The 21,170-nt window shown below is 61.9% G+C and carries 15 protein-coding genes; 10 read left to right on the forward strand and 5 right to left on the reverse strand.

The annotated features are described in order from the left end of the window. Nucleotide 1 precedes the first annotated feature (1 nt). On the reverse strand, nt 2-1,363 hold the full coding sequence (locus tag AC245Y_RS30795; protein ID WP_017996352.1) for an MFS transporter: 1,362 nt from the start codon (nt 1,361-1,363) through the stop codon (nt 2-4). Between the two features lie 254 nt (nt 1,364-1,617). Next, entirely contained in the window at nt 1,618-2,901 is a 1,284-nt protein-coding gene (locus AC245Y_RS30800) for an ABC transporter substrate-binding protein (RefSeq protein ID WP_012755437.1), read from the reverse strand. A 191-nt stretch (nt 2,902-3,092) separates the two neighbouring features. On the opposite strand from AC245Y_RS30800, the gene AC245Y_RS30805 reads away from it, so the two are divergent. The 6 genes from AC245Y_RS30805 to AC245Y_RS30830 are packed head-to-tail and all read left to right on the forward strand — an operon-like array spanning nt 3,093 to nt 11,228. After that, the gene (locus AC245Y_RS30805; RefSeq protein WP_017996350.1) at nt 3,093-5,615 is read left to right on the forward strand and encodes a hypothetical protein; all 2,523 of its coding nucleotides are present in this window, start codon (nt 3,093-3,095) and stop codon (nt 5,613-5,615) included. A gap of 17 nt (nt 5,616-5,632) precedes the next feature. Further along, complete coding sequence (bglB, locus tag AC245Y_RS30810) at nt 5,633-6,727, forward strand: beta-galactosidase BglB (RefSeq protein ID WP_017996349.1); 1,095 nt, start codon at nt 5,633-5,635, stop codon at nt 6,725-6,727. Further along, complete coding sequence (gene pglB / locus AC245Y_RS30815; RefSeq protein ID WP_017996348.1) at nt 6,724-8,088, forward strand: polygalacturonase PglB; 1,365 nt, start codon at nt 6,724-6,726, stop codon at nt 8,086-8,088. The genes bglB and pglB overlap by 4 nt, the downstream gene beginning before the upstream one ends. Further along, the gene (locus tag AC245Y_RS30820) at nt 8,076-9,182 is read left to right on the forward strand and encodes an ABC transporter ATP-binding protein (protein ID WP_017996347.1); all 1,107 of its coding nucleotides are present in this window, start codon (nt 8,076-8,078) and stop codon (nt 9,180-9,182) included. Before pglB ends, AC245Y_RS30820 begins: the two co-directional genes overlap by 13 nt. Nucleotides 9,183-9,184: 2 nt before the next feature. Continuing rightward, the gene (locus tag AC245Y_RS30825) at nt 9,185-10,180 is read left to right on the forward strand and encodes a carbohydrate ABC transporter permease (RefSeq protein ID WP_017996346.1); all 996 of its coding nucleotides are present in this window, start codon (nt 9,185-9,187) and stop codon (nt 10,178-10,180) included. A gap of 1 nt (nt 10,181) precedes the next feature. Beyond that, nucleotides 10,182-11,228, forward strand: a complete 1,047-nt coding sequence (locus tag AC245Y_RS30830; protein ID WP_012755443.1) for a carbohydrate ABC transporter permease — start codon at nt 10,182-10,184, stop codon at nt 11,226-11,228. Nucleotides 11,229-11,507: 279 nt separating this feature from the next. Here AC245Y_RS30830 and AC245Y_RS30835 read toward each other — a convergent pair whose 3' ends face one another. Beyond that, nucleotides 11,508-12,659 carry an ROK family transcriptional regulator gene (locus AC245Y_RS30835; protein ID WP_017996345.1) on the reverse strand — a complete coding sequence of 384 codons (1,152 nt, stop codon included), beginning with the start codon at nt 12,657-12,659 and terminating at the stop codon, nt 11,508-11,510. Between the two features lie 267 nt (nt 12,660-12,926). On the opposite strand from AC245Y_RS30835, the gene AC245Y_RS30840 reads away from it, so the two are divergent. After that, nucleotides 12,927-13,958: a helix-turn-helix transcriptional regulator gene (locus AC245Y_RS30840; RefSeq protein ID WP_017996344.1), complete on the forward strand. Its 1,032-nt coding sequence runs from the start codon at nt 12,927-12,929 to the stop codon at nt 13,956-13,958. Between the two features lie 46 nt (nt 13,959-14,004). Here AC245Y_RS30840 and AC245Y_RS30845 read toward each other — a convergent pair whose 3' ends face one another. Together AC245Y_RS30845 and AC245Y_RS30850 are read right to left on the reverse strand one after the other, a co-directional pair. Next, entirely contained in the window at nt 14,005-15,084 is a 1,080-nt protein-coding gene (locus AC245Y_RS30845) for a LacI family DNA-binding transcriptional regulator (protein WP_012755446.1), read from the reverse strand. A 75-nt stretch (nt 15,085-15,159) separates the two neighbouring features. Continuing rightward, a complete protein-coding gene (locus AC245Y_RS30850) occupies nt 15,160-15,792 on the reverse strand; it encodes a TetR/AcrR family transcriptional regulator (protein ID WP_012755447.1) in 633 nt (210 codons plus the stop codon). A gap of 111 nt (nt 15,793-15,903) precedes the next feature. Here AC245Y_RS30850 and AC245Y_RS30855 point away from each other — a divergent pair, with 111 nt between their 5' ends. Genes AC245Y_RS30855 through AC245Y_RS30865 form a run of 3 tightly spaced genes read left to right on the forward strand, consistent with a single transcriptional unit; the run spans nt 15,904 to nt 21,127 of the window. Next, nucleotides 15,904-16,977, forward strand: coding sequence for an efflux RND transporter periplasmic adaptor subunit (locus tag AC245Y_RS30855; protein WP_017996343.1), 1,074 nt, complete (start codon nt 15,904-15,906; stop codon nt 16,975-16,977). Next, nucleotides 16,974-18,059 carry an efflux RND transporter periplasmic adaptor subunit gene (locus AC245Y_RS30860; protein WP_017996342.1) on the forward strand — a complete coding sequence of 362 codons (1,086 nt, stop codon included), beginning with the start codon at nt 16,974-16,976 and terminating at the stop codon, nt 18,057-18,059. The genes AC245Y_RS30855 and AC245Y_RS30860 overlap by 4 nt, the downstream gene beginning before the upstream one ends. After that, on the forward strand, nt 18,056-21,127 hold the full coding sequence (locus AC245Y_RS30865; RefSeq protein WP_017996341.1) for an efflux RND transporter permease subunit: 3,072 nt from the start codon (nt 18,056-18,058) through the stop codon (nt 21,125-21,127). Before AC245Y_RS30860 ends, AC245Y_RS30865 begins: the two co-directional genes overlap by 4 nt. Nucleotides 21,128-21,170 lie beyond the last annotated feature (43 nt).

Below are 21,170 nucleotides of genomic sequence, written 5' to 3' on the forward strand. Positions count from 1 at the left end.
TTCAGAGCAAGCGCCAGGCAGCGAGGCTTCCAAGCAGTTGCGTGCTGCCGCCGACCGACATCGCGACGATGAAGGCCGTTTCTGCTTCTCCCAAAAAGGCGAAGATCGCTCCCAGTAAGGCGACGCCTATCGTCGCCCCGACCATGCGGGCAACATTGATCAGGGCGCTCGCCGTGCCGGCGCGATCGGCCGCCACGGTTGAAACCGCGACCGCCGTCAGAGGCCCCGTCGCCATGCCCATCCCGACCCCGGTCAGCAACAATCCGACCTCTTCGGCAATGAACCAATCGGCCAGAAAGGATGAGCCGAGCAGAAGGTTGCCCAAACCCATCAGCGCCAGTCCCGCCGATATGGTGCGTTTCTTCCCCAGGCGCTCCGAGATCGAACCGGAGAAGGGTGAGATCGCGATGAAGCTGATGGCCATTGGCAGCAGAGACAGCCCGACCTCCACCGAGGCCAGGCGTCGAAGGCTGAGGGAGGCGAGTGGAAAGAGAAAGAGCGTGCCATACATGCCGAACGTCATTGCCGCCGTTCCGGCCATCGCACCGCGAAACTGCCTGCCCGAAAACATCGAGATCGGAACCAGAGCCGTCTGCTCCAGGCGCTTTTCGACGATGATGAAGAGCAGCAGAAGCAGGGCGCCGGCGATGGCCAGGAGGGCCGTCCACAAAGGCGGCAGATGCAATGATTCGATCGCCGTGAGGGTAAGAACGGTGAGGGATGCTATCCCCAGCAACTGACCCGGCATGTCGAAGGACCGGCCTTGCCGATCGGCGCTTTCCGGAACGAAAAACCGTGCCGCCGCCGCCGCGATCAGCGCGATGGGGATGACGACGAAGAAGACGGATCGCCAGCCGAAATCACGGATGAGGAAGCCGCCGAGGCTTGGGCCGATCGCAAGCGACATTCCATTGCAGCCGGCCCAGATCCCGAGCGCTCGGGCACGGACCTTCTCATCCCGGTAGATGACCCGGATCAGCGAAAGCGAAGCGGGCAGCAGGAGGGCGGAGCCGAAGCCGGTCAAGGCTCTCGCGGCGATGAGGATCGCGATGGTCGAGGCGAATGCGCAGCCAAGGCTCGCCAGCGCCAAGACAGCGCAGCCGATCACGAACATCAGACGTCGGCCGTAAAGATCGGCGAACAAGCCGCCGCTGATGAGAAGTGCTGCGTAAACGAGATTGTAGGCGTCGACGACCCATTGCAGCTCGGTGACGGAGGCTTTGAGATCGAGTCCGATTGGCTGAACCGCCAGATTAACGACCGATGTATCGACCTGCGCCACGATCACGCCGAGGCAGAGAATGGCGAGAGAGGCCGGCTTCAACTGTGCGTAAGCCCTGGAGTTTTGTTCGATTGAATTCATGACGCTGCCTTTCCATTACAGCGCCGCGCGTCATTTTAGACGCTCAAAGGACGCTGTAACATTTTGAATTGCCGCGATAATTTTATCGCTAAGCCAATTCCGGAAGGAATTATGCAGTAGGAAACGTAACGTCGTTCAGGCCATCGACAATTCGAAAAGCATCGAAGTGTTCGAGAAAAAACGAAAAAGCCACGGCCCTGTTGCGAGGCCGTGGCTGCTGCGTGCGCGCATTTTGCGGGACAACGCGTGACCGGTTACTTGGCGGCGAGCGCCTGGTTGACCTTGTCGACGTCGGCATTCATCGCCTTGAAGGTCTCGTCGAGGGAAAGCTCGCCGACGATCAGCTGGCTCATCCTCTGGACGATGAGCTGATAGATGGCGGAGGATCCCTTGAGACGTTCCAGGTCCCGGGCTGCCTGCGGCACGCTATTGCGGCTTCCGAGGAAGACGGCCATCGCCTCCTTGGCATTCTTGCTCTCAAGCTTGTATTGCGGGTCCTTGATGTCGGCGCCCGTCAGGACGACGTAATTTTCAGCGATTTCACGCTGGACCTTTTCAGAGCCGAGGAACTCGATGAACGCGGCCACGGCCTCGGGAGACTTGGTGCGCTTGAAGCCAACGATCGCGGTGCCACCGGGCATCGCATAGCAGCCGGCATCGCCGCAGGGCGCGCTGATCGCCGTCCAGTCGAAGGCGTCGCCGATCTTCTTCTGGAACGGATTGACCATCCAGTTGCCGGCGAGATAGGTCACGACGTTGCCGTTGACGAACTCGTCACCCATGTTCTTGTACTGGGTTCCCCCGGCAGCACCCCACATTTCCTTCGGGAAGGAGCCGTCCTTCGTCCAACCGTAGAGATCCGTGACGTAGCGCTTGGCGGCATCGTCGGGGAAGAAGAACTTGCCGTCCTTGACGTAGTTCGAACCGTAGGAGAATGCCGCGCCGGAAAAGCGGTGGCCCGAGCGGTCCATCGTGAAGGGGATCTGAGCGCCGGTCGCCTTGGCGACGCGCGCCGAGGCTTCGACGATATCCTTCAGCGTGGCGGTGGGCTTGGGAAGCGGTTCGCCGGCCTGTTCGAACAGCGTCTTGTTGACGAAGGGCAGGTTGAAGGTCTGCGAGGCGATATAGCCGTTGATCGACTGCGGATCGTTGACGCCGGGGAAGCGAAGCGTGTTCAGGCTGTCGCCGTGCAGCTTGGCGAAGCCATCCGGGTCCTTCATGTAGGGACGCATGTCGAGGTAATAGGGCGCAAGCTGCCAGTCGGTGATCTTGGCGATGTCAGGGCCCTCGCCGACGGCAAGCTGCACCGGCAGCTGCTTGGCGACCGCATCATAGCCCGAAGAGACGAAGTTGACCTTGACGTCGGGATTCGCCGTCTCGAATTCCTTGCTGAGCGCTTCCATGCGCTCGACGTAAGCCTGGTCGTCGTCGGTGAACAGAAAGGTGATTGTCTTGGTTTGCGCCATGGCCGCGCCGGCCCATGCGAAAGAAACGGTTGCCAACGCCAGTGCGACGGCCCCTGAGAGATAGGTTTTCATTTTCATCCTCCCATGAAAACATTTTCATCAATCGCGGCCTCAGCCATCGATAAATCAATTTCATATACTTGACATTCGTTGCGTCAAGCTATTTTCTGCGGCAATAGCGATGTTTTTGGGCATTTTTCAAAAATGGCGCGCACAAATAACCTAATGAAAATATTTTCATAGGATTGCGGAGGAGGCGGTCTGTGAAAACGGAATGCATCAAGCAGCCGGGCGAGATGGCGCCAGCATACAGTGTGGCCACGGGCCAGACGATCACGGCATGGGCCGTTTCCGGCCTCATCGCCAGCTATTCTCCCGGCGAGCCCGCGCCGGCCGAAGATCGCGTAAACTATCGTTTCATCAACGGTTTCGTCGATGTCGGAGATCTGCCCTGCCGCAAGGCCTTTTGGTCGACCATGGTCGGGCGGCCGCTATTGCCCGACACCGCCTGGCCGACCGAAAGCCTCAATCTTCCCGGCTCGAACCGTCGCGTCGAGTTCACCGGCTTCTGGCACGTACCGACGCATCTCAGGCGATGGCTGAAGGGCACGTTCAGAACGGAGACCGCGCGAACGCTCAATCTCAGACTGAAGACCTGCGGCGGCGTTCGCATATGGGTCAACGGACAGGAGGCGGTGCGCTTCGAACCCTTCAAGCGCAACACCGAGAGCGCAACCGACATAAGGCTGGCGCTGGACGCCGGCGACAACCAGATCCTCGTCCATACCGAAGACTTGGCCGAGCGTGACACGACGTGGTTCTTCGAGCTCGAGATGCTGGACGAGGAGCCGCTCTGCGTGCTGCTGCCCGTATCGCTGGATCAGGATGAGGTCCGCGAGCTGGAAGCCCTTGCTCGCGGCGTCCGTCCGGCTCGCGACGTCTTCGTCAATCAGCCGCTGGAGATCATCTTCGGCACAGCGCCCGAACGCGATCTGCCGGTAGAGATCAAGGTCGTCGGTCATGGTCACGAGCGGCCCGTTCTCGCGCATTCCCGATTGACGCTCAAGGCCCATCAGAGCAGCCTAACGGCCGACGATATCTGCGGCATTCCGGACGGTTATCACGGCGTCCACATGACGATCGGCTCCGGCACGGGCTCGGTCACGCGCGTCATCGATGCCGCTTTCATGAGCAGCATTTCGCCGTTGTCGGCCGAGGCGTCGCTCGCCGCCCGCAAGCGGCAGGCGCTGGAATACAGCGCCCGCTTCGGCGCGAACCGCGTCGGGCGCCTCATTGCGATGATGGAAACCGGTCACCACGACCAGGAAAGCTTCGACCGCATCATCGAGGCGACGCTCGCCTCCATCGATGCGCGGGAGGATTGCTCGGATTTCATCATGGTGCCGCTCTTGTGGCTGCTCGGCGCCTATGCCGACCGGATGCCCGATGCAGTGATCGCTCGCATCCGGCATTCCGCCCGCTCCTACCGTTACTGGGTCGACGAGCCGGGCAACGACGCGATGTGGTTCTGGAGCGAGAACCATGTGCTCTGCTTTCATACCAGCCAGCTGCTGGCCGGACTTCTTTTGCCCGACGAGGTGTTTTCGGCCTCGGGCCGCACGGGGCGGCAGCAGGCGGAACTTGCCGGCGAGCGGCTCGGCCGCTGGTTCGACAGCGTCGAAGCCCATGGGTTGGCGGAGTGGAACTCGGCGGCCTATTACCCGATCGATTTCATCGGCCTGCTGGCGCTGGAGCGCTGGGCTGAGGCGGCCGTTGCCCAGCGCGCCCGCGCCCAGATCGATCTCATCTTCCGCATGATCGCCCTTCACACGCTCGCAGGCGTTCCGGCCGGATCGCAGGGCCGTGCCTACGACAAGGAGTTGCGCGCCGGCCCGCTGACCGAGCTTGCGCCCTTCGCCCAGGTCGCCTTCGGAACCGGCTGGCTGAACAATGGTGTGGCGGCATTGACCATGTTCTGCGCCGGCAGCTATGAGCCGCCCGCCGATCTGGCCGAACTTGCGCCGCTCACCCGATCAAGAAGCGTCGAGGCGCGCTACAGCCAGGGCCTCGAGAGCGGAAAACTCGTGCTGTTCAAGAACGAGGCGGCGCAGCTTTCGACGGTCGTCGATCACAAGACCGGCCAGAAGGGGCACCAGCAGCATGTGCTCGACATCCGGCTGGCCGGCCATCCGATGGCGAGGCTGTGGGTCAACCATCCCGGCGAGGACGACCCCTGGGGCAATCAAAGGCCGTCCTATTGGGCCGGCAACGGCATCCTGCCGCGCGTTGCCCAGCATCGCGACGTTGCCCTCCTGATCGAGGACACAAGCGACGCACGCCACGCATGGACGCACGCCTATATCGGCCGCGACGGGCTGGACGATCTCATCATCGAAGACAAGTGGCTCATCGCGCGATCGGGCCGGGGATTTTCCGCCCTCTGGGCGTCGAACGGCCTGGAGCTGATCACCGACGGCCCGACCGCCGGCCGCGAGGCGCGCTCCTACGGGCAGCTTTGCGGCTGGGCTGGTATCGTCGGATGCGGCAACGACGATGCCTTCAAGGCGTTCGTCGAACGCCTGGGCCAGACGACGGTTTCCTTCGATCCCGGGCTTCGGCGTCTCTCTCTGACGCCGCCGGGCGGCCCGGCGATCGACCTCTCCTACGCCGATGGTCTTTCGATCGGCGGCGAGGCGAGGCCCTTCACCCACGATCAGCCGCAACCGATCCTCACCTACGACAGTGCTGCCTCCGGCGCCGGCACTGACGGGCCGTTCTACTCCTGAAAACATAGGTCTCCAGCATGAACACAACATCTGTCGATAACGCCGCCCTCCTGACGACGATTGATCGCGTGGCAACGGCTTTCAGCCGGCTCAGAGGCATCAAGGAAGGTCTCGTGACGGGAAATTCGGCCTCCGGAATCCAGTTCGACGAGTGGGACTGGGAAGTCGGCGTCGGTCTTTACGGCTTCCTGCGCCGCGCCATTTCCACCAATGATCAAAAAGCGCTGCAGGAACTCGTCGCCTGGTATGCCGGCCAGATTGAACGCGGCCTGCCGCCGCGCCAAATCAACAGCACGGCGCCGATGCTGCCGCTTGCGATCCTGGTCCAGCATGTCGACCGTCCCGACTTTCGCGCGCTCGTCGAGGACTGGGCCGAATGGCTCGTCAAGGAACTGCCGAAGACCGAGGACGGCGGCTTTCAGCACGTCGTCAAGGAGCGCCTCAACGACGGCGAATTGTGGGACGATACGCTGTTCATGGCCTGCCTGTTTCTCGCCCGCGCCGGCGTTCTCTGCGAGCGCAGCGAGTGGATCGACGAGGCCGTCTATCAGTTCGTGATCCACACCCGCTATCTCTCCGATCCGGTCAGCGGGCTCTGGTATCACGGCTGGACCTTCAACGGACGGCACAATTTTGCCAATGCCTTCTGGGCGCGCGGCAATGCCTGGGTCACCGTCGCCATCCCCGAGCTCTTCGACCTCGTTCCGACGCTCGGGGAGAAGGACCGGCGTTTTCTGTCGAACGTCCTCGTCAGCCAGGTGCGCTCCTTGAAAGCATACCAGCGGCCGGACGGCATGTTCACGACGCTTCTCGACGATCCGTCGTCGCCGCTGGAAACCTCGGCCACGGCGGGCATTGCCTACGGCATATTGCGCGCCATCGATGCCGGCATTCTCGACAAGGACGACAGGGCCTATGCGGAGCGCGCGCTTGCGGCGGTGCTGGCGCAGATCGATGAAGAAGGCGTCGTCCACGGCGTCTCGGACGGCACGCCGATGGGTCATGACCTCGATTTCTACAAGCGCATCCCCAACGTGCCGACGCCTTATGGCCAGGCGCTGACCATGCTGCTGCTGACGGAAGTCTTTCTCGAGAACGGCCAGCGCCAATGAGCCCCGTGTCTCTTGTCGCGATCGAGCCGGCGCAGAGCGACGATACGGTCCGTCTGCAAGCGGCCATCGACGGCCTGTCGGCTTCAGGCGGCGGACGCGTTGAGCTCATGGCCGGCATCCATGTCTGCCGCGGGCTCCAGCTCAGATCCGGCGTCGACCTTCATCTGGCCGCCGGTGCGATCCTGCGTCCCGTTCCGGATTACGCGGCCTATGCGCAGACGACCGTTTCGGTGATCGCCGAAAAATCCGACCGCGGCATGATCGTCGCCAAGGATGCGCGGCGGATCAGCCTGACGGGGGCGGGGCGCATCGAAGCCGGTTGTGACAGCTTCATCGTGGGAGACGACGAGACGGTGGGAACCTTCATCCCGGCCGAATTTCGTCCCCGCGTCGTCGTCTTCGAGGGCTGCGACGAGGTCGAGATCAGCTCCGTCCATATTTGCCGCTCGCCGATGTGGACGCTGCACTTCGTCAACTGCACCGATGTTGCGGTCAGGAACGTGATCATCGACAACGACCGCCGCCTTCCCAACACGGACGGGATCGTGCTGGATGCCTGTCGCGGCGCCGTTATCGAGGATTGCCGGATATCGACGGCCGACGACGGCATATGCCTGAAGACGAGCATCGGTCCTGACCGTGTCGCCATCGGGCGGTGCGAGAATATTCTCGTCCGCCGCTGCTCCGTCCAGAGTCTCAGCTGCGCGCTGAAGATCGGCACGGAAACGCATGGAGACGTCACCAATGTCGTGTTCGAGGATTGCAACGTCTCATCCTCCAACAGGGCGCTCGGCATATTTTCCCGCGACGGCGGCCGGATATCGAACGTAAGGTTTTCGAGAATTGCGGTAGAGTGCCGCGAGACCCCCGATGGTTTCTGGGGCTCGGGGGAGGCGCTGACCGTCAATGTCGTCGACCGTGTTACGGAACGCGCGGCAGGCGCCATCGAAAATCTCATCGTCGAGGACATCACCGGCCGGATGGAGGGGGCGATCACCGTCATTTCGACCTCGCCGGCCGGCATCCGCAACGCATCGCTGGCACGCATCGCCATCGATCAGCAGCCGGGGCAGCTCGGCACTGCGCGATCCTACGACCTGCGTCCAACGAACGCCGACCTTTCCCCGACAGCCGATGGCGGCGGCCGCGCCAATGCCTGGACCCGCGGGTCAGACGGGCGGGTAATCGGTCTTGAGCACTATCCGGGAGGAATGCCGGCCGTCTACGTGGCTGATGTCACCGGGATCTTGATGAACGAGGTGCGGATCACAAGGCCGACACCGCTGCCGCAAGGCTGGAACAAAAACGACGCCGTCTTCGAAACGGCGGCACCTGATGGGAGTGGGGCATGGCAGAACTGAAACTTTCCAACGTCAACAAATCGTATGGCTCGGTCAAAGTCCTGCATGACGTCGAACTCGATATCACGGACGGCGAGTTCGTCGTCTTCGTCGGGCCGTCGGGATGCGGCAAGTCGACCCTGCTGCGTGTCATTGCCGGCCTCGAAGAGGTGACGGAGGGCGCAATCGCGATCGGGGGCCGCGATGTCAGCGCGCTCTCGCCGGCCGAGCGCAAGATCGCAATGGTCTTCCAGTCCTACGCGCTCTATCCGCATATGAGCGTTCGCAAAAACCTCGCTTTCGGCCTGGAGAACCTGAAGTTCAAGCGTGCCGAGATCGAGGCGCGGATTGCCGAGGCCGCCAGGATGCTGGCGATCGAGCCCTACCTGGACCGACGCCCGAAGCAGCTTTCGGGCGGCCAGCGCCAGCGCGTGGCGATCGGCCGGGCTATCGTGCGCGAACCGGACATTTTTCTCTTCGACGAGCCGCTGTCGAATCTCGACGCGGCGCTGCGCGTTCAGACCCGCGCCGAGATCACCAAGCTCCACCGCGAGATCAAGACGACGATGATTTATGTCACGCATGACCAGGTCGAGGCGATGACGATGGCCGACAAGATCGTCGTGCTGCGCGCCGGGCGGGTCGAGCAGGTCGGCGCGCCGCTGGACCTGTTCGATAGCCCACGCAATCTCTTCGTCGCCGGCTTCCTCGGCTCGCCGCGCATGAACATCATCAAGGGCAAGGTCGCTGGCATCGAGGAAGGCGGCGTCGTCATCGATGTCGGCAATGGTGGCAAGGTCGTCAGCGATGTCGATCCCGCCGGAATTGCGGTCGGACAGGCTGTTCTCGCCGGCATCCGGCCCGCGCATTTTTCACGCTCCAGCGAGCAGGGCCTGCCGTTCATCGTCCAGTATCACGAGGGCCTCGGTACGGAGACCTATGTCTATGGCAATCTTGCAGGCCATGACGAGCAGATCATCATTCACGAGGCCGGCCATTTCGCGCCGGCGCCTGGTGATCGCATCCTGATCGATGCCGCCCCGGGGCGGGTTCATCTGTTCGATCCCGAAAGCGGCCTGGCTTTTGCCCGGCGGCCCGGACAGGGGAGGCGCTGAACATGGCGGCGCTCAAGGCAGGTGCATTGCTGTCCCAGGCAGGGGAAACGGCGATGAGAGTGGTCGAAGCCCCGATAAATGTGATCGAGCGCATCTTCGGCCGCAAGCGTATGCCATGGCTGTTCCTGGCGCCGAACCTCGTTCTGTTCGCCATCTTCACGTTCCTTCCGATCGCGATCGCGGTCGGTTACGCCTTCACCGGTGGCACCAATCTATTCGTGTCGGAGCGGCCTTTCGTCGGCCTGGACAATTTCCGCACGCTGCTTTCCTGCGGCAATTATCTGCAGCCGGGAACCTGCCAGGAATCGCTGTTCTGGACGGCTGTGTGGAATACGCTCTGGTTCGTGGCCTTCAATGTCGTCGCCACATTGCTCGTGGCGCTGATCACGGCGCTGATCCTCAATCGGGCGATCGTGGCGCGCGGCTTCTTCAGGGCGATGTTCTTCTATCCTGTCTTGCTGTCGCCCGTCGTCATCGGCCTGATCTGGAAATGGTTCCTCGATCGCAACGGGCTGCTGAACGCCTTCTTCCAGATGATCGGCGTTCCCCCTGAGATCTTCCTGCTCAACGTCGGCTGGTCGCGCTTCTTCGTCGTCGTGGTGTCGGTCTGGTTCCACATGGGCTTTTACACGCTCATCCTCTTGGCCGGCCTCCAGGCCATCCCGAAGGAGCTCTACGAGGCTGCCTCCATCGATGCCGCCTCGCCGCGCCGCACGCTGTTCAGGATCACACTGCCCCTGCTGGCCCCGAACCTCTTAGTCGTGTTCATTCTTCTGATGATCAAATCCGTCCAGATCTTCGACGAGGCCTGGGTTCTGACCAATGGCGGCGGTCCGGGCACGGCCAACAGCTTCATCGTCCAATATATCTACCAGATGGCATTCGGCAGCGATCTTCGCCTCTTCGGACTGGCTTCCGCCGCATCGGTTCTCATGGGGCTGGTGCTTCTGGTTCTCACCCTCATACAGCTGCGTTTCGGCAAGCGAATGGAGTCCTGAGATGAACCCGATCAGCTTTTTCAAGCGCACACGCCGGGCCGGACGCATCGATATCACCGACATATTGTCGTGGGTCTGGCTGATCGGCGGAACCTTCGTCGTGCTCGTTCCCGTCATCTGGGCCGGCCTCTCCTCGCTGAAGCCGGCCGCCGAGATCACCCGATTTCCGCCAACGCTGCTTCCTCGGGCCGCCGTCGAGCAGACCGTACCCGGCTTCGACAAACCGCTCAGCCTCTGGAAGGTCACCATCGACGGTCAGATGCGCGAAATGGCCATGGTCCGCCGCATCGGCCTCAAGGCCCAAATGGTTGATCCCGCAAATCCGGGACAGCCCGTCAGCGTCGACGTCAAGGGGCTGACGCCGGTGCAGAAGCTGACGATCGCCACGCAGAATTACACCGATCCGCTGACGCGCTTCAACTTCCTGACCTTCCTCAAGAATTCGGTGTTCGTCACCTTCGTCGCAACGCTGCTGACGCTGATCGTCAACGCCATGGCGGCATTTGCCCTGTCGAAATACAAATTTGCAGGGGATACGACGGTCTTCGTCATCATCATTTCAACGCTGATGATTCCGCTCGCCGTCGTCATGGTGCCGGCCTATCTCGTCATCGTCGGGGTCGGGCTTGCCGATAACCTCTGGGGCGTCATCCTGCCGACGGTCGCCTCTCCGACCGCCGTCTTCCTGCTGCGGCAATATATGCTGACCATACCCGACGAGCTGATAGAGGCGGCGCGCGTCGATGCGGCGAGCGAATTCTGCATCTTCTGGCGCATCATCCTGCCGCTGACGGCGCCGGCTCTCGCGGTGCTGGCGATATTTTCCGTGCTCTGGCGATGGAACGACTTCCTCTGGCCGCTCATCGTCCTCAACAGCCGCGAGAATTTCACCCTGCAGGTCGGTCTGAATGCGTTCCAGGGCGAGTTCTCGGTGCAGTGGCACTATATCCTGGCGATGACGTTCCTCAGCCTGCTGCCTGTCACCATCGTTTTCCTGTTCCTGCAGAAGTACATCACCACGGGCATCGCCGGAACAGGGATGAAGTGAACGGCAAGGCGTGGAGATAGAGATCTCCTCACAATCGCCGAACGACCCATACCACGCCTACCTCCCGGCTGAAGCGCGTCGCAATGAACCTGGTTCATGCGGCGCGTTTCGGTCGTTGTCTTTGTGCGTGACTCCCAAGGCCGTTGCTCATACTGAGGGAGGTTCGCCGCGGCAAGCGTAGCGCTTGCCACCGAGGCCAGCCGCCCCGGCGACCTGGTAGGCCGCCGTTTTTGGGCTATGCCGACATCGATTTCAAAGTGCGACGGCGTCCTGCACACGTCACAAAACGGTTTCGAAGAGCGGGATCAAGGCCGCGCCGATTGCGCCGGGGGCATCGATTATCTGCGCCACATCAAGCCTGGGGACGTCGCGTAAAATGCCATGCCGAGGCAGATTGTTGAATTCGGTCCGTTCGATCAGCATTCTCGCGAGTGAGTGCGGAAGCTCGCCGCCGAGGACGATCAATGCCGGGTCGAATATTGCGCAGATCGCATTGATGGCTCGATTGTGGGCCGGCGTGACGCGGTCGACCCACTCGCCAACGCCATCCCAGTCCATCAGGTCCTCGTTCTTCAGGTCCCTCAGGGTCAAGTTCATGCGCCCTTTGGCACGAAGATGTTCAAGCAGGACGCCGAGTGCAGGGCGTTCCTCGTAGTCCTGACGCCCGAAGAGAACGGAAAATTCGCCGGCGTTGCCGAAATTGCCGCGAAACGGCATGCCTCCGGAAACCAGGCCGCCGCCATAGCCATGAAGATGGGCGATGTAGGCGAAATCTGCGACATCGCGGCCAACGCCGAAAATGGCTTCCGCCAAGGCTGCGGTCCTGGCGACATTGTCTGCCCAGACCGGCAGGCCAAGTTGCTTTCCAAGCAAAGGTGCCAGGTCGATCAACGACCAATGAGCGAGCGGCAAGGGGCAATTGAAGGCCGTCTCCAGCATGCGGTGGCCGGCGACGGCCAGACCGACGCCGAGGACATCACGCCGTTTGGCGCCCCGGCGGGCAAGAATGTCTTCGACCGCCGCTTCGATCCGCTCCATTTCATCGGATAGCGAGGAGCCCGCCTGTGGAATTTCCATGTTTTCCATTGGTTCGCCGAAACCCATGAGGCAAAGGCCGATCGAACCGACATTCACGGAGATGCCCAGGGTTAAACACCAGTCTTTGCGAAGGGTCAGCTCCGGGCTGGGCGGTCCCGGCCGCCGGGTTTCCGAATGGGAAAAGACGAGCATTCCTCGCTCATGAAGCCGCGCGACGATCCTGTGCAACGATTGCTGGGTGAGATCGAGCGGCTCTGTCAGGTCGGAGCGTTCGATCCCCGGAGACTTCCAGATCAGCCGCAACAGGTCGCGCTCGTTGCGGGAAGCCACGCGCATCGGTTGTGTGTCTCGCAAAAAATGCGCGGCAACATGGTCTAGCGGATCATACTTCATTTTCGGTTCATTTTGATTTACACTGTGAGTGTGAACCACATTGGGAGGGCATTCTGCTTCTGTCAAACAAGGAATTCGATCCCCGCTTTGCCGGCCCTGCTTACCTCATCGAGATTGGCCAAGCCAGTCAGGCCGACGGCCTTTCAAAGGGGATCGTGTCCGAGCGTTTGGAAGGCCACGATATCGGCGTTGCGGGTCTCGAACGAGATGGAGCGCCTGATCGGCGGTTAGCGGGGCGGGGTGTGGAGAGGGAAAGAACCAAGTTGCATGATATCGTGGAGATCCGAAAATACGGCGCGCGCGCCCGAGCCTGAGGCATCCGAGTTTGCGCCAACGCATGAAGGCACTGACTTCGAGTCGATGGTTCGAGCCTATTCGGCGGGCTACGGGGTGTTTGGCGCCAAGCCGCTGAGCAACGATCGGGCCTTTGCCTGGGCCGCGGACTTGCGAACAAGTGAGGCATTTACGGTGCTTCATTCGGTTTATCAGAGTTCCTGGACAAGTCGGACGCTCGATGAGACGCCGCAACACCTTGCGTTTTACATTCCGCACTCGGGATCCTTCCGGCTGTCCATTGGAAAGACCGTGGTTGAAAGTGGGCCTGGTCGTCTCCTCATGGCCAACAACCACGAAGCTGGCGATCGTCTCATCCTAGGCGGCCCGCACTGGTCGGACGCCCTCTTTCTGGACTGGAAAGTTGTGAGGCGAATGCTCGTTTCACTGGTGGAAATGCCGATCCTCGACTCGCTTGACCTTGAGCCGGTTGTGGATCTCGCAACGCCGTCGGGCCAGCTTATCGGCAGCCTGGTGCAGACGATCGTGCAGGGCATGCGCAATGGCGGTCCACTTCTGTCTTCACCTCTGGCCTTGGCGGCGATGAGCGAAACGCTTGCTAACCTCGTGATCCGTTTTGGCCGCCACCGTCTTTCCGACCATTTGGAAAAACAGAAAGTTTGTTTGATCGCGCCGTGGCATGTCCGGCGTGCTATTGACTATATGCACGCCAACATCGCAGAGCCCCTCACCATGACGATGGTTGCCGATGGTGTCGGTGTTTCACTTCGCGCGCTGCAAACGGGTTTCAGGGCCTTCCGGGGAACTTCACCGGGCGGTTACTTGCGCACGATCAGGCTGCAAGCAGCCCGCGACCAATTGCGGGATCCAATGAATCAGCGATCCGTCCGCGAAATCTGCGCGACGTGGGGTTTTTCTCATGCCGGCAGGTTCTCGATCGTCTACCGCAGCGCCTTTGGAGAAAGCCCGCGCGATACGCGCCTGCAGGCTGAGCGCTTGCGATGAGCAAGGACGCCGAAAAGTGCGAACGGTTTTCGGACAACATCATGCTCTAGGAGCGCGGTGCCGCGATACTGCCGCGCAGGACGAGATGGCATCCGAGTTCCAGGCGATGGGCCGGCCGCTGCGGATCGTTGGCGATCAGCCTCTGTTCGATGAGTGCCAAAGCGGCAGCGCCGAGCTTGTCTGTGGGAACGCTGACCGTCGAAAGCGGCGGGCGGCTGAATTCGCCGGGGACGATGTCGTCGAACCCCAGCACTGATATCGCTTCCGGCACGCGTATGTCGCGATCGGCCAATGCCTTCAGGCAGCCGAGCGCCAGATTGTCGGCCGCGCAGAAGACGGCGGTCGCGCCTTTCATCGTGGGATCGCGGTCGAGCAGCGCGTTGATGGCTGCCTCGCCGTGCCTCGGCTCATATCCCTCGGCCTCGACGATCATGCCATCCGGCACCGGAAGCTGCGCGGCGAAATAAGCATCGGAGAAGCCGTCATATCGGCGCTGGATCGTCGTGCGGCCCTTCCATGTCAGGTGCAGGATACGGCGATGCCCAAGCGCCAGCAGGTGCTCGATGCCGAGCCGCGCCCCGAAGCGGTTTTCCGGGGTGACCGTATCGACCAGCATGGCAGGGTCTTCGCCGTTGACGATGACAACAGGCATATCAGGCGAGGCGAGGCTTCGAATCAGTTCCGGCTGATCGTCGTTCAGAACCACAATGCCGTCGGCACGTTCCAAGAGCGCGATCTGCCTGACCTGAGCGCCGTCAATGCGCCGGCCGGTGCTGACGAAGGGTACGATCCTGATGCCGCGGCGTTCGCACTCCCTGCGAAGACCGTTGAGGATCGTCCAGCTCACCAGATTGAGGTCGCTCTCGGGCGCGGCATCGTCGGGAATGGCGAGAAGCAGGACGCGCAAGGTCGCGATCGTCGCCTTCTTCCTTCGGCGGTCGAGGTAACCCAGGCGTTTGGCCGAATCCAGAACCCTTTCGCGCACCTCGATCGTCAGCGGCGCGGTTCCGTTGAGCGCGTGCGAGGCCGTGCTCAGCGACACGTCCGCGTCGCGCGCGACATCCTTGAGATTGACTTTGCGTTCCACTGTTTCCGTCGCGAATTGAGGGCGTGCCTTCGAAGGCATAGCTAACTCAATGTTTTTACATAAAAACTTGAGAAAAGCTACGTGCCTGGCGCGGTATTTTTCGCCATTCCGCGATCAGTGAGGTTTGGCCAGCAGGCCATTGAGCAGCAGGTCGAAATAAGCCTGCAGGAAGGCCTCCTTGTTGGGAGTGGGCACGCGGCGGTCGTCGAATATCAGCCGCAGAACTGTCGTCGTCAGGATGGGCGCGACCACGATTTCGGAGAATTCCACCGGAATTTCGCGAAACTCCCCCGACGCCACACCCTCCAGAATGAGAGCGTCGACCTTGGCGATGATCGGCTCAATAAACTGGTCGTGATGGCGGTCGATCAGGTCGGGGAACCGGTGTCCTTCGGCAATGACCAGCCGCGTCAGCTCGCGGGTCGTGCGATCCTCGGCGATTTGTTCGTAGAGCAGGCCGAGAATGGAAATCAGCCGGTCGGTGACGCTGCCGCTGAGGCCCTCCGTGATCCCCAGCAGTTCCTGAAACGGCACGGAGAAGTGGTTGATCATGGCTTCGAAAAGCTTCTCCTTCGTCTCGAAGTAGACATACACCGTACCCTTGGTGACGCCGACCCTGTCGGCGATGTCTTCGACTCTCGTGCCTGTGAAACCGCATCTGACGAATTCCTCGAAGGCGGCATCGAGAATCTGGATGGGCCGCAGCGCCTTTTGTTCAGAGCGTGTGAGCTTCTTCTGGGCTGTCATTTTCTGATCCTCCAACCTGTTGCGTGCGCTCTCTCCCTGCGACGCAAAGTTTCATTGACTAATCGGTCAGTCAATTATATAGCAGCTGCCGTTGAGAGCAAGAGGTCAACTATGAGAACCATTCTGGTCGCCGCAGCGATCATATGCGCCATCGGTCTCGGATCATGCAGCGATGCGGGCGGGCCGACTGAGCCAACCTCACGGGAGGTCGGCACCGTCGTCGCCAAGTCTGAGCCGTTGGTTCAGGGCGGCGCAATCACCGGAGAAGTGCGGGCGCGCGTTCAGACCGATCTGTCCTTCCGCGTCAGCGGCAAGATCATCGAGCGGCTGGTGGAAGTCGGACAATCCGTGAAGGCGGGGCAGCTCCTCGCGCGGATCGATCCGGAAGAGCAGAAGGCCGACCTGGGTGTGGCGGCCGCCAATCTTCAGTCGGCCGAGGCGCAGCAAACTCAGGCGCAGCTCGCTTACGACCGCCAGCAGAGCCTGTTTCGAACCCAGGTAACGACGCGTGCGGCACTCGATCAGGCGCAGGAGGCGCTTCTGACCGCGCAGGCATCGACGAAGTCGGCGCAGGCGCTGTTGGAAACCGCTCAGGACACCTTGTCTTACACGGAGCTGAAGGCAGACGCCGACGGTGTGATCACTGCCCGCAATGCCGAGGTCGGGCAGGTGGCGCAGGCCGCCCAGGTCGTCTTCACGCTTGCCCATGACGGCGACAGGGATGCCGTCTTTGAGGTGGTCGAAAGCGCGTTCCTGCGCCCGATCGACGGCGACGGGACCGTGACGCTTCTGTCGGACCCGACGCAGAAGATCGCCGCGAAGGTTCGCGAAATTTCGCCGACAATCGATTCTTCCACCGGAACCATCAAGGTCAAGGTCGCGATATCGAGCGACGCTCCGATCCCTCTCGGCGCACCCGTCGTCGGAAGATTCAATTACGTCTCGCAGGACGTCATCCAGCTTCCCTGGTCGGCCATGACGTCCAAGGGCGGCAATCCGGCCGTCTGGATCGTCGATCCCGCATCGTCTGCGGTGTCGGCAAGGGCGGTGGATGTCGCCGGCTATGAGACTGGCAGCTTCATCGTGAAGTCAGGCGTGTCTGAACGAGACATCGTGGTGACGGACGGGACCAAGTTCCTCGGGCCGGGTGAAATCGTGTCTTATGTCAAGGAAGCTTCCAAGTGAGTATTCGTCTCAAAATAGTCGCTCTGATGATGGGTACGGCCCTGATCTCCTCCTGCGCGCCGCAGGATGAGAAGAAGGGGGAAGCGCCCCGTCCCGTGCTGTCGATGACAGTCAAGCCGACGTCGGCCTCGAGCTTGAGCCTGACCGGTACGATCGAGCCGACGATCGAGACCGAACTCGGCTTCCGGATTCTCGGGCGGATGATCGCCCGCAACGTCAATGTCGGCGATCTCGTCAAGAAGGATGACGTCGTTGCCGCCATCGATCCGCTGGCGTTGGAGCTTGCCGTGCGCAACGCCCAGTCGGACGTGGAAAACAGCGACGCCCAGCTCAGGAACGCGGTGACCACAGAGCAGCGCCAACGCGCGCTGCTGGAGTCGCGCTCAGGCACCGAAGCCTCGCTCGAAGAGGCGGAACAGGCAAGGCGGACGGCGGCGGCCGCCGTCGCCAAGGCGCAGGCCAACCTCGACAAGGCCAAAGAGCAGCTCGGCTATGCGCAGCTTCGGGCGGAATTCGACGGGGTGGTGACGGCGACCTCGGCTGAGGTCGGACAGGTGGTGTCGGCCGGCCAGACGGTCGTGACCATCGCACGGCCGGACAAGCGCGACGCCGTGGTTGACGTGCCCCAGGCCGCCGCCCAGAAACTGAAGATCGGCGCGCCCTTCGAGGTGACGCTGCAGCTCGATTCAACCATCCGCACGTCGGGGACCGTGCGCGAAATAGCACCGGAGGCGGAGACCTCTACCCGCACGAGCCGGACCAAGATCGCGCTCACCAATTCGCCCGAAGCCTTCAGGCTCGGCTCGGTCATCACAGCCTCGGCAACCATTGCCGCCGATCCGCAGATCGTCCTGCCTTCCTCGGCAATCCTTGTCGGTAGCGACGGCCCGAGCGTCTGGATCGTCGATGCGGCGGCTAGGAAGGTATCGCTTCGCCGCGTGCAGATCGACGGCGACGCCGAAGACGGCGGCACCGTGCGCGTTACCGAGGGGCTCGCCCCCGGAGAAAGGGTGATCGTGGCAGGTGTGCATAAACTTGAAGATGGCCAGGCCATCCGGATCGACCAGGAGATCAGCCAGTGAAGTCCTTCAACCTCTCCGACTGGGCGCTCGAACACCGTTCGCTCGTCTGGTACTTCATGATCGTCTTCATTCTCGCAGGCGCCTTCTCCTACGTGAAGCTCGGCCGTGAAGAAGACCCGAACTTCACGATCAAGACGATGGTGATCACCGCCCAGTGGCCCGGCGCCTCCGCCGAAGAAGTGACGCGGCAGGTGACCGACAGGATCGAGAAGAAGCTCCAGGAACTGGAATCGCTTGATTACACCAAGAGCGAGACCGTTGCCGGCCAGACAACCGTCTTCGTCGAGCTGCTGCCGACGACCAAGGCAAAGGATGTCGCTCCCACCTGGCTGCGCATCCGCAACATGATCGCCGACATCAAGGGCGATTTCCCGACCGGCGTCGTCGGTCCCTTCTTCAACGATCGCTTCGGCGACGTCTTCGGAAACATCTACGCCTTCACCAGCGACGGCCTTACCCAGCGGCAGCTTCGCGATCTCGTGGAAAACGCCCGCTCCGAGGTCCTGACCGTGCCCAACGTCGGCAAGGTCGATGTGGTCGGTGCCCAGGACGAGGCGATCTATCTCGAATTCTCCACGCGCCAGATCGCAGCGCTCGGGATCGACCAGCAGTCGGTCATCCAGACTCTGCAGGCGCAGAATGCCGTCACGCAGTCCGGCTTTGTCGACGCCGGGCCGGAGCGCATCGCATTGCGGGTGAGTGGACAGTTCACCTCCGAAGACAGTCTGAGATCGATCAATCTTCGGATAAACGACCGCTTCTTTCCGCTGACCGACGTCGCCACGATCAAACGTGGCTACGTGGATCCGCCGTCGGCGCTGTTCCGGTTCAACGGCGAGCCTGCGATCGGGCTTGCGATCGGCATGAAGCAGGGCGCCAATCTTCTGGAGTTCGGCGAGGGGCTCGACGCGCAGATGAAACGCGTCGTCGCCGATCTCCCGATCGGCGTGGACGTTCACCGTGTCTCCGATCAGCCGGCCGTCGTCGACGAAGCGGTGTCCGGATTTACCCGCGCGCTCTTCGAAGCGATTGCCATCGTCCTCATCATCAGCTTCATTAGCCTCGGTCTTCGCGCCGGCATGGTGGTGGCGATCTCAATTCCTCTCGTCCTGGCGATCACCTTCGTGGTGATGGAATATTCCGGCATTTCGCTTCAGCGCATCTCGCTCGGCGCGCTCATCATCGCGCTCGGGCTGCTTGTCGACGACGCCATGATCGCCGTCGAGATGATGGTGGCCCGCCTGGAGGCGGGCGACGATCTCAGGAAAGCCGCCACCCATGTTTATACATCGACCGCCTTCCCGATGCTGACGGGGACGCTCGTCACCGTTGCGGGCTTTATTCCGATCGGTCTCAACGACAGCGCGGCGGGCGAATTCACCTTCACGCTTTTCGTCGTCATCGCGGTTTCGCTGATCGTTTCCTGGGTAGTGGCGGTGCTGTTTACGCCGCTTCTCGGCGTCACGATCCTGCCGAAGACCACGAAATCGCATTATGAGAAGAAGGGCCGCTTTGCCTCCATCTTCTCCTGGCTTCTAGGGCTTGCGATGCGCTGGCGCTGGGTCACCATCATCCTGACGGTCGGCGTCTTCGGCCTTTCCGTCGGCGGCATGGGGCTGGTACAGCAGCAGTTCTTTCCCAATTCGGACAGGCCGGAGCTCATTATCGACTGGAACCTCCCCCACAACAGTTCGATCGCCGAAACCAACAGGCAGATGGCGAGATTCGAAAAAGAGATGCTGGCCGACAACAAGGATATCGATCATTGGACGACCTATGTCGGCCAAGGGGCGCCGCGCTTCATCCTGTCCTTCGACGTGCAGACGCCCAACGTGTCGTTCGGGCAGACGATCATCGTCACCAAGGGGCTCGACGTGCGTGACAAGGTGCGGGCGGAACTGCAGGGCTATCTGACGAAAACCTTCCCCGGCACCGATGCCTTCGTGAAGCTTCTCGACATCGGTCCGCCGGTCGGCAAGCCGGTCCAGTACCGGATCAGCGGCCCCGATATTCAAAAGGTCCGCGATCTCTCCCAGCAATTTGCCGGCGTCATGGGATCACACCCGCTTCTGACGAACATGGTGCTGGACTGGAACGAGCCCTCTCGCGTGGTGAAGGTCGATGTGCTCCAGGACAAGGCGCGCCAGCTCGGCGTATCCTCCGAAGACATTGCCACCGCCCTCAACGGCATCGTCGAAGGCTCGACGGCCACCCAGGTTCGAGACGGCATCTACCTGGTCAACGTCATCGGTCGCGCCAGGGCATCCGAGCGCGATTCCATCCAGACGCTGCAGAACCTGCAGCTCTCCACCTCCAACGGCAAGGTCGTGCCGCTCTCCGCCGTAGCCAATTTCCGCTACGAGCTCGAACAGCCGACCATCTGGCGTCGCGACAGGCAACCCACCATAACGGTCAAGGCTGCCGTCGTCGGTCCGACGCAACCGGCCACGATCGTCGACCAACTGAGGCCGAAGGTCGAAGAATTCCAGAAAGGCCTTCCAGTGGGATACAAGGTGGAAGTGGGCGGCGCGGTCGAATCCAGCGCCGAGGCTCAGGGGCCGATCGCGGCGGTGGCTCCGCTGATGCTGTTTGCGATGGCGACGATCCTGATGATCCAGCTGCAAAGCTTCAGCCGCCTCTTCCTGGTGTTCGCCGTCGCGCCGACCGCTCTGATCGGCGTCGTCGCGGCGCTGCTTCTCAGCAATGCCCCCATTGGCTTCGTCGCGATCCTCGGCGTGCTTGCGCTGATCGGCATCCTGATCCGAAACTCCGTCATCCTGGTCGTCCAAATCGAGCATTTGCGCAGCGAAGGAATGGCGCCATGGCAGGCGGTCGTGGAAGCCACCGAACACCGCATGCGGCCGATCATGCTGACGGCCGCAGCAGCCACACTGGCGCTGATCCCGATCTCGCGCGAGATCTTCTGGGGGCCGATGGCCTACGCCATGATGGGCGGCATCGTCGTCGGAACCGCGCTCACCCTGCTGTTCCTGCCTGCGCTCTACGTCGCGTGGTTCAGGATTCCGAGGGATGAAGGCGTTCAGGCCGAAGCCGCGGCAAAGGCATGAGCATGGGCTTCGACGTCCATCGCATGCGGCCGCCGCGGCGGCC

This window comes from Rhizobium sp. SRDI943, assembly GCF_057653695.1.